At 54.1% G+C, this 305-nt stretch carries 1 pseudogene; it reads left to right on the top strand.

Going from position 1 to position 305, the window contains the following annotated elements:
- A pseudogene (locus ACTHSQ_RS11180) lies at positions 1-305 on the top strand (hypothetical protein); the annotation flags it as partial.

Genomic DNA, 305 nt, shown 5'->3' with positions numbered 1-305 from the left:
AGAGCTTATCGAAGAGTTGTGCTATATGCGCGCAGAGGTCGCCTACCTAAAGGAGTTAAAAGCCCTCAGCCAAAAGCGGACCGAAAAGGACAAAGCCAAACCGTCCAAACACTGAGGGCGCAACACCCGCCCAAATACCTGCTGCACATCGCAAACCTGCCCAAAAGCAACTTTTACTACCACCACCAAGACCGGCCCGATCCCGACGCAGCCGACAAAGCCCTCCTTGTCGAAACCTACCGGCGGCATAAAGGACGCTACGGACAAAGGCGCATTGCCGCATCATTGGATTGGAACCGCAAAAA

Origin of the sequence: Neisseria sp. P0009.S008, assembly GCF_051958615.1 — a bacterium.
GTDB classification, from domain to species: domain Bacteria; phylum Pseudomonadota; class Gammaproteobacteria; order Burkholderiales; family Neisseriaceae; genus Neisseria; species Neisseria subflava.
Note: the sequence above shows the minus strand (reverse complement) of the source record. Positions and strands in the feature narration are given on the sequence as shown.